Below are 8,420 nucleotides of genomic sequence, written 5' to 3' on the forward strand. Positions count from 1 at the left end.
AATTAAACGAACCGCACCTAGATCGATTAGAAATATCCTGTTATCGCTATTGCGGTACATAATATTAGAAGGTTTAATATCGCGATGGATGAAATTATTAGAATGTAGTCTTTCTAAAATAGTAGTTAGTTGTTTTAACCAGTCGATCGCCCGCCTTTCATCGATCGCCCCGTGCTGTTTTAGCCACTGCTCTAAGTTCAGTCCTGGGATTTTCTCCATCACTAGACAGTTGGCGGGAATAGGATTATCGGGAAACTCGATCGGGAAATATCCGCCCTGTTCTACTTGAGGAAGTCCCTCGATCCGGTAATTTTTTAATAAATCTGCCTCTCGATCGAACCGAGAAATCGTGTCCTGGTTCTTTGTGTAGAGAACTTTGAGAACCTTGGAATTGTCTTGATCCGTCATATCCACCACATCGTAAAGGGTAGTTACCCTGTCCTCCCTCTGGTGTAGTACGTTCATCACCCGATATCTATTCTGTAGTAGCAAGTGGGAACCGCAAGCCTCACAGATACTCCGATCTTCGGGGTTCTCCGGCTGGGGACAGATGGGATTGATACATAATGCCATAGATTCAGATAGTCAAGGTTGTATTATCAAGAACATCTTGCGATTTTACCGATCTATGATGTGATCTAGTTTTCATACATGGAAAATCTACCCATTGTAGCTATGCGATTTTACAGAATAAAAAGGCTATCTCAAGGATTGATTGCTAAAAATAGACGGAATTTTCAATACATCGGTTTATTCTGTACTACTTTGAGCCTGAGCATCGGTATATCGGCGGTAATGGCTCAAGATATCGGATTATCCGAGCAAGTGGCGCAGTTAACCCGCGGTCAAAATACGATCTGGGTGTTACTCACGGGTAGTCTCGTCTTCTTCATGAACTGCGGCTTCGCCATGCTAGAGACGGGCTTTTGCCAGAGTAAAAATGCGATCACCGTCCTCGCCAAAAACACGATCGTCTTTACCGTCGCTACCGCAGTCTATTGGCTGATCGGTTTCGGACTGATGTTCGGGGATGGCGGCAAATTTGTCGGAACACCGGGTTTTCTTCTACTCAATGGTCAATTTCCCTCCCTAGATTGGGCGGATATTCCTCTAACGGCTAAATTCTTCTTTCAACTCACTTTCGCGGGAACTGCCGCCACGATCGTATCGGGGGCGGTGGCGGAGAGGATTCGCTTCGGGGCGTTCGTCCTTTTTAGTGCCTTTTTTATCCTGATTTACTCCATTGCCGGTTTTTGGATTTGGGGAGGGGGCTGGTTGCACGATTTGGGGTTTCGGGATTTCGCAGGTTCGACGGTGGTTCACTCGGTAGGAGGATGGGCGGCTTTGACGGGGGCGTGGCTGTTAGGGCCTCGTGCGGGAAAATATATCCCTTGGGACCAAGGGGAAAACCTTTCCTTCAAAAATACCAGCTATCGCGGCAATAAAATCATGGCGACTTTCGGCGGGAATCCGAGCCTAGCGACCTTGGGATGCTTTATTCTCTGGTTAGGTTGGTTCGGCTTTAATGCGGGTTCTACCCTCGCGGCCAATGCAGACGCGATCTCTCATATCCTGCTAACGACACTCATCGCCGGGGCTTTCGGCGCGCTGGCCTCCACCACTCTCGCTTGGATATTCTCCGGTAAGCCGAGTCTAACCTTTATTATTAATGGCATTCTGGCGGGTTGTGTCAGTATTACGGCCCCCTGTGCCTTCGTGAATTTTCCGAGCGCGGCGCTAATCGGCTTTATCGGTGGGGCGATCGTTCTTCCGTTTAGTATTTGGCTCGAAAAAGGGGAAATCGACGATCCGGTGGGAGCCGTTCCCGTTCACCTCGGTTGCGGTATCTGGGGTACTCTGGCCGTGGGTATTTTCTGTTTAGCCCCGAAAGATATTCCTTGGGCGGATACCTATTTAGATCTGCCGAAAGGGGGGTTACTTTTCGAGGGAGGAGTAGATCTATTTATGGCGCAATTCATCGGGATGGGGGCTATAGGCTTTTTGGTCGCCAGTTGTAGTCTATTACTCTGGATCTGTGTGGGATGGTTCTTCTATCGCCTGTCGCCTTCCAGGGATTTTGTTTTCCGTCCGCACAAGGGGTTACGGGTTTCGCCAGAGGAAGAGAAAAAGGGAATTGATTCCCTGTTTGCGGAATGGGAAGAGAAGTAATAGTTTAGGAAGTCGATACAATGGCGGTATGGCCAGAAAAGAAAGAGGAAACTTTCGCTTAAAGTCTATTTTGACTCGGTTCGCCGAATCGCCACCACTGCTGGCCGGGGAGGTTGATTAACTTGACCACTGGGCCAATTCGACCCTAGGGGTACTTGTCGCATTTGTTCAAATTCCCGACCATTAGTGGTTTTAAGGACAAATTTGCGGTTTTCAAAGGCCAAATCCCGACGAATTCCCCCCGCTTCCCCCGGATGTTGTACTGCCAAAAATAACGTCTCTTGGTCGGGAGTAAAGTACAATCCCGTTAATTCCGCATCCATGGGAGCGATAGCAAAAGGATAGGGATGCTCTTGACCCTTGGCAAACACCCAAGCGCTATTATTGCCAAAAATACCCAATAAATCCCGTTGACTAACCGGGACCCCTTGGGGATAACGAGTTTTCATCTCTCGATTTAACCCACCCGTGGAAATATCGCTAACCATCCAGAGATTTCCCTGTTTATCGAAAGCGAGGTTATCGGGATTAGAAAAACCCTCACCTTTCTCTGTCGGTTCCCCTCCATAAGCGACCACATCCCAACGAAAACTTAAGGAAGCAGCATCGTTATTATCTTCCCTTAAGCTGATAATCCAACCAAATTCGTAGGGTATTTCGCCATTTGGCCCCTTAAATATCTCCTTATCGGCTCCTCCCTCCGCTTCACTGGGACTACCAGAGGTAAAGGTCATATATAAAGTGCCATTCTCGTCCACTTCCGTATCTTCCGGGCGACCAGTACAAGTGACCCCAACGGCGTTAGCGGCAAAATGAGCATCGATGAGAATTGCTCCCTGTTTTTCCGTCCCATTACCTTCATACAGGTCCGCGAGGGTCTTATATTTAGCTTTGTAGGCTAGAATCTCCTCATCGTCCTTAAATAGCAGTAATTTAGTCTCATTGACCGTTCTTTCGGGATTCGGCAAAGCTACCACCCCATCCCCCCGACTAGCGGCAATTTGACTCGGTAGGACGGGATTTATCTCCGTGTCGGGATTTAAGGGTATCCAATAACCGGTTTTATCGGGGTTGAATTTGGCCCCGTAGAGCATTCCTTTTTCTAGGAGTTTTGAGTTATTTTTCTGCTTAATATCGCTAATTTTGCCCTCCGAAACGAATTTATAGACATGACCGCCTCTGCGATCGCATCCTGAATAAACCGCCAAGGGTTGCCCCGTTTGAGCGAGAAAAGCGACGGCTTCATGGCGAAAACGCCCTAACCAAGTGTGTTTTGTGCCATAATCGTCGGGATTGGCAGGATCCACCTCCACCATCCAACCGTATTTATTTCCCGCTAACCCGAAGACGTTACCCCGGCCATCCACTTCCGAACTATTGAGAATAAAGGGAGTAGTATCGGGATGCAAAGGGGAACCATCTTTTAACACTACCTCCGTCACTTGGTCTTGAAAGTTCTCCTCGGCACTAAATACAGTCCCCCAGGGAGTTGTTCCCCCGGCGCAATTTTGCAACGTTCCGATAATTTTTGCCCCTAATCCGTCATCGTAGCCAAGTTTATCGGTTTTGGTAAAAATTGCTACAGCAGGACCGGTCGCTTTCAGGTACTGACCGTCCTTTAGTCCAGAGATACCAGTAATGCGGCGATCGGCTTTACTATAGGTACGTTGCCATTTTCCCGTTTGATCTTTAGCCAGGGAAATTACGCCAATTCCCTGATCAATTAAGCCTTCTAGGGATATTTCCTCGATTTTTGCCTTTAAGCTGGCATCTTGCAGGTGATAGGCGGCAATTTCACCCTTTTCGTTCGTTTTTTCCCGTACTTCCTTGACGGGTAGGGTTTTACCAATCACTTGTTCAAAGGTTTGTAGCCAAGTACGACCACTGATATATTCAAAATTAACGGTTAGATAACCTTGACCCGGACTGGTTTCGATAAAAGATAGATAATCATTGTTATAACCGAAACGGGAATCACCCACTTTATCTCCCCACTGCGCCAGCACATCATAGGTGAATCCTTGAGGAAGAACGAGATCATCTAGGACTTTATAGGTTTGATAGGCACTTTTTTGGCTTTCATCGCTCATGCCGTCAATTTTTAAGGGAATCGGCAGTTTGACTGCAGCAAAGTTTAACCCGAAACTATTGGCAGCGATCGCAGGACTGCTAATCAGAGAGGAATATTTTTTCTCTTGCAGACTGAAAAAAGAGACACCGGCAGTGGCAGTTAAAAAGGTGAGGAAATTACGGCGAGAAATACTCATATTTTCAGTAATAAAGTCAAAACTGATACTCAGACCTTGATTAGGTTAAATTTTATTACGGACACTTGACATAGGGATTATACAGTATCCAAGTTATGACTAAGTTAACAGCCAGTTAAAAAGCTCTCCTGCAAAAATCTTCCGTTATACTAAATCCGGTTATTAAAAACTGATTATTTATCCCCCCTTTTGCATGAGTGCCTGTCCTTATAAGTAGCATTATGCTCAACGGATTTAGTATAAATTCTGCTGTAAGCTGATATCTAGATGGTCAGGTCACGGAAATCGATGCAAAGTTCACTGAAAAGGATTATCATCGGGGCGAGTTTTTTTCTCGCTACGGTAGTCGGAGCAACTATCGGTTATATGGCCTACGGTTGGAGTTTTCTCGATGCCGTTTATATGGTGATAATCACCATATTTGGAGTAGGTTTCGGGGAAGTTAAACCGATTAACACTCCCAGTCTGAGAGCTTTTACCATGTTAGTTATCGTCTGTGGGACAACCTCGGCCGTTTATGTGGTGGGAGGTTTTTTTCAGATGCTCACCGAGGGAGAAATTAACAGAGCTTTTAGCGATCGCCGGATGAATAAAGAGATGGAATCCCTAGAAAATCACGTCATAATCTGCGGTTTTGGGCGTATAGGACGCATTATAACGACTAAATTGGCAAAAACAGCCCAATCCTTTATTATCGTCGATAATAACCCTGATCGCATTGGATTAGCTCAGGAAAAAGGTTACTTAACTCTTAATGGTAACGCCACCGATGAAAGTATTCTCCAGAAAGCCGGTATCGACAAAGCGCGAGTTTTAGCGACGGTGTTACCCGATGATGCCTTAAATGTCTTTATCTCAAATGTCGGGGCGATGTTCCTAATTTTGCCCGTCGTTATGCCTTGCGTCGAGAAATGCGCTATCGGGGGTCTTCTTGGTAGGATATTTACCCAGAAAAAAGTTGAGCTTTTCTGGAATTAATTTCGCCGCGGCTGGAGATAAGACTAACTCACCAATTATCTCCAGATACAGCTATGAAATTAACCTATCGCAGCATTGCTTACGACAAAAATCCCACTGCCACCGTTGCTTCCAGTCCGATGATTTTAGGCTATCGTGGTGTTCCCTATTTAAAAAACCGTGGTGTCGCTCAAAGCATTCAGAAACCGGTAGCCGTTACCTATCGCGGTCAAGCCTATAATATCACTCAGTCTTTAGCTTCTTTGCCCATGTAAGAACCCTCTTTAAGTTTTTAACTTCTAGTTCATTTTTCAATCAATCTCTTTTAAATATTGTCAATTAATGATCACAGCAATTACCTTAAACGGGTTTTATCTTCCCTCTTGCTCCCTTGCTCCAAGGGGGATTTTTAACTTGTTTTACCAGCAAGGAATATATGTTCATAGTTAACAAAATTAATTACACATATTTTTCCCTTCCGCAGTTCCGCAGTTCCGGTGTTCCCCTTTTCTGGGGTGTGAATTTAATTTTGTCGAACTGCTGATAGTTATCAGTTTTTTGTAGAATAGGGAGATTGAGAAAACGAACATCTGCCCCTATGACAAGATTTCCTTTGACTGGTCGCTATTCTAGTTTATGCGTCTTACTCACTTTATTCTGGTTAAGCGGTCAATCTTTACCGGTGCGAGCGGAAAAAATCTATAGTCCCGTCCCCCTCATCCTCAATAAAGAAATTAACGATACTCTCACCGACAAAGATATTCCCACAGGTGAAGGGGGGTTTGCTAGGGATTATACCGTAGATTTGGACAAGGACGATCAGGTGGCCATCGATCTCAAATCGGAAAATTTTGATGGGGTGTTAATTCTCCTGGCCGCCGATGGTTCCACTGTAGCGGAAAATGATGATGGTCCCGATGGTGGCACTAATGCCCTCCTCTTTGCGCGCATTACCGAGTCGGGTAAATATATTATTCGGGTGAGAGCTTTCGGAGAAACCGGTGGGGGAAAATTTACCCTGAAATTAACCCGTTTACGGGCCGTGGAGGGCAAAAATTAGCTAATTATTGTCAAAAAAACCAAGAATAGAGCCTCTGTCCACTCTACCACCGCACCGTAGGTATCGCCGGTGTGACCCCGAAGACGACGATATAACCAGTAACCAGTAAGCAGAGCGAGGGCGATTCCGGCACTAATGGCGATTATTCCCCACCTTAGACCGCCAAATAGGGCGATTAACCCCCAAATTCCCCCCCCACAGTCCCAGGGCAGACAAAAAGCCACTTTATGAAAGGCTCCCTTGCCGGTGGGTTTGAGGTAGGGATAAAGAGCGATCGCCATTACTTGCCCCCAACGTCCCCAAATTGGTGCTAGAATTAGAGCTAAGGCTCGATTATCGCTTAAATCAGTCAAAGCGGCGATTTTTAGCAGCAAAACCATAGTCACGGCCATGACTCCAAAGGCCCCAGTAACACTATCGGCCATGACCGCTAAACGACGCTGGGGGTCGGTGACAGCTAAACCATCGGCCGTGTCACTAACTCCATCAAGGTGTAGTCCTCCCGTTAGATAAACCCAAACCCCGACAAGGACAACCGCACGAGTTAAGGGGGGCATTCCCAGACCGGCTAGAGTTAGATCGAGCAAAACCAGAATTAAACCCAAAAATAAGCCCACTAGGGGAATCCATCGGGCAATTCTGCCAAAATCAGGCCAGGCAATCGGAACCGGAATAATCGTATAAAAAGCGATCGCACCTAAAAATGAGCGAATTTCTTGACAAATGAAGTTAAATATGGTAATAAATCTCCCCAATAATTCGATTCGGGTACTGCACCGTTTCTCATAAAGATGAAGTATAACATAATTTTGTATTGACGACCCTGTGGGATTTTCAAAACATCTGAGAACGCCTATAATAATTCGGCATAACACGCTTATTGTAATGTTATAGGAAGAGTTCTTGCGATCGCTATACAGGAGAGTAATATACGGAAAGTTTCCTGAAAAAATGCGTATTTGGTGTGAGATACGGAAAGTTTTTGTATAATATGTAGTTATGCAGTTTTATTTTGTTAGATTTCTTAACTAGAAAGACTGTTAGTCTTAAGATAATATTAGGTCGAGGTGTGTTTAATATGAAGACAGAAGTTGTTGTTGCGTTGATTGCTGGAACACTAGCACTTGCAGGCTCAATACTGACCTTTTACTTAACTAAAATCAGAGAAGACAATACTAAGAGACTTGAACATACAATTGAGCATTATAGAAGCCAGATTGAAGAATTCTATGGACCACTCTTCAATCTCGTGAATCAAATTGATACGTTATATTATGTCAAAGAAGATATTGTTAATCCTGCCTCTGGGGTTCATGATCCACTAAGTGAAGAGCAAAAGAAGGAAATTGAGTCCTTTTTTAAGAATAAATATTTCTTTGATCTTCATAAAGAAATAGTCAGAATTTTGCGAACCAAGCTTTATCTAGTTGAAGGGGCGGAAATGCCTGACAGTTTTTACAAATATCTTTATCATGCCACTCAAGAACAAGCTCAATTTAGATTGTGGAAGGAAAACAATATAGATACCAAGCATATTGTTGGAAAACCTTTTCCTGACCAGTTCATTGATGACATTAAATTTGGTCTGCAAGATGCGATGCAAAGATATAATCAAACTAGGCAGATTTATAAGCCTCGTAGCCTCGTAGGTTGGGTTGAGCGCAACAAGACTGGGGCGAAAATAGCTCAATTCGCTTGAAAAAGCGCAACCCAACCACCCCAAAGGTTACTCTTGATTTCTTCTGCTCCCATCTCGCGGGGATGTTTTTTGTTATGGAAGAGCAGGTAGCGTTTGATCCAGTCCACATAGGTTTGTTCGGTGCGGTAGGAGTAATGTTTGAGGCGGATCGTCTCTCGCACTACGTCTAGGAGTTTGCGGGGTGGGGGAGGGTTCATAACAGAGTACACTAATCGGCATAACACGCTTATCGTAATATTATACGGAAAACTTCTTGCGATCATTCCAC

At 45.0% G+C, this 8,420-nt stretch carries 8 protein-coding genes and 2 pseudogenes; 5 read left to right on the forward strand and 5 right to left on the reverse strand.

The window, feature by feature from the left end; all coding sequences use genetic code 11:
* Nucleotides 1-465 (reverse strand): serine/threonine protein kinase (locus tag EWV84_RS13245; RefSeq protein WP_287078348.1); only part of this gene is annotated, 465 nt, incomplete at its 3' end.
* A gap of 36 nt (nucleotides 466-501) precedes the next feature.
* Nucleotides 502-573 (reverse strand): annotated as a pseudogene (locus EWV84_RS22900) (4-Cys prefix domain-containing protein); the annotation flags it as partial.
* 78 nt (nucleotides 574-651) lie between these two features.
* Here EWV84_RS22900 and EWV84_RS13250 point away from each other — a divergent pair.
* Nucleotides 652-2,169: an ammonium transporter gene (locus EWV84_RS13250; RefSeq protein WP_287078349.1), complete on the forward strand. Its 1,518-nt coding sequence runs from the start codon at nucleotides 652-654 to the stop codon at nucleotides 2,167-2,169.
* 65 nt (nucleotides 2,170-2,234) lie between these two features.
* Here EWV84_RS13250 and EWV84_RS13255 read toward each other — a convergent pair whose 3' ends face one another.
* Nucleotides 2,235-4,436, reverse strand: a complete 2,202-nt coding sequence (locus EWV84_RS13255; protein WP_287078350.1) for a PhoX family protein — start codon at nucleotides 4,434-4,436, stop codon at nucleotides 2,235-2,237.
* A gap of 288 nt (nucleotides 4,437-4,724) precedes the next feature.
* On the opposite strand from EWV84_RS13255, the pseudogene EWV84_RS13260 reads away from it, so the two are divergent.
* The 3 genes and pseudogenes from EWV84_RS13260 to EWV84_RS13270 form a co-directional block, all read left to right on the forward strand.
* Nucleotides 4,725-5,294 (forward strand): annotated as a pseudogene (locus EWV84_RS13260) (potassium channel family protein); the annotation flags it as partial.
* A 173-nt stretch (nucleotides 5,295-5,467) separates the two neighbouring features.
* Nucleotides 5,468-5,668, forward strand: coding sequence for a DUF4278 domain-containing protein (locus EWV84_RS13265; RefSeq protein WP_287078352.1), 201 nt, complete (start codon nucleotides 5,468-5,470; stop codon nucleotides 5,666-5,668).
* Nucleotides 5,669-5,991: 323 nt separating this feature from the next.
* Nucleotides 5,992-6,453: a PPC domain-containing protein gene (locus tag EWV84_RS13270; protein ID WP_287078353.1), complete on the forward strand. Its 462-nt coding sequence runs from the start codon at nucleotides 5,992-5,994 to the stop codon at nucleotides 6,451-6,453.
* Here the strand turns inward: EWV84_RS13270 and cobS are convergent.
* The gene (gene cobS, locus EWV84_RS13275) at nucleotides 6,450-7,208 is read right to left on the reverse strand and encodes an adenosylcobinamide-GDP ribazoletransferase (protein WP_287078354.1); all 759 of its coding nucleotides are present in this window, start codon (nucleotides 7,206-7,208) and stop codon (nucleotides 6,450-6,452) included. The genes EWV84_RS13270 and cobS overlap by 4 nt on opposite strands.
* Before the next feature lie 323 nt (nucleotides 7,209-7,531).
* Between cobS and EWV84_RS13280 the strand changes: the two genes are divergently transcribed.
* The gene (locus EWV84_RS13280) at nucleotides 7,532-8,152 is read left to right on the forward strand and encodes a hypothetical protein (RefSeq protein ID WP_287078355.1); all 621 of its coding nucleotides are present in this window, start codon (nucleotides 7,532-7,534) and stop codon (nucleotides 8,150-8,152) included.
* Here the strand turns inward: EWV84_RS13280 and EWV84_RS13285 are convergent.
* The coding region (locus EWV84_RS13285; protein WP_287078356.1) for a site-specific integrase at nucleotides 8,140-8,420 on the reverse strand (281 nt) is incomplete at its 5' end. The two genes, EWV84_RS13280 and EWV84_RS13285, sit on opposite strands and share 13 nt — an antisense overlap.

This window comes from Microcystis sp. M_QC_C_20170808_M3Col (genome assembly GCF_007095505.1).
Lineage (GTDB): Bacteria > Cyanobacteriota > Cyanobacteriia > Cyanobacteriales > Microcystaceae > Microcystis.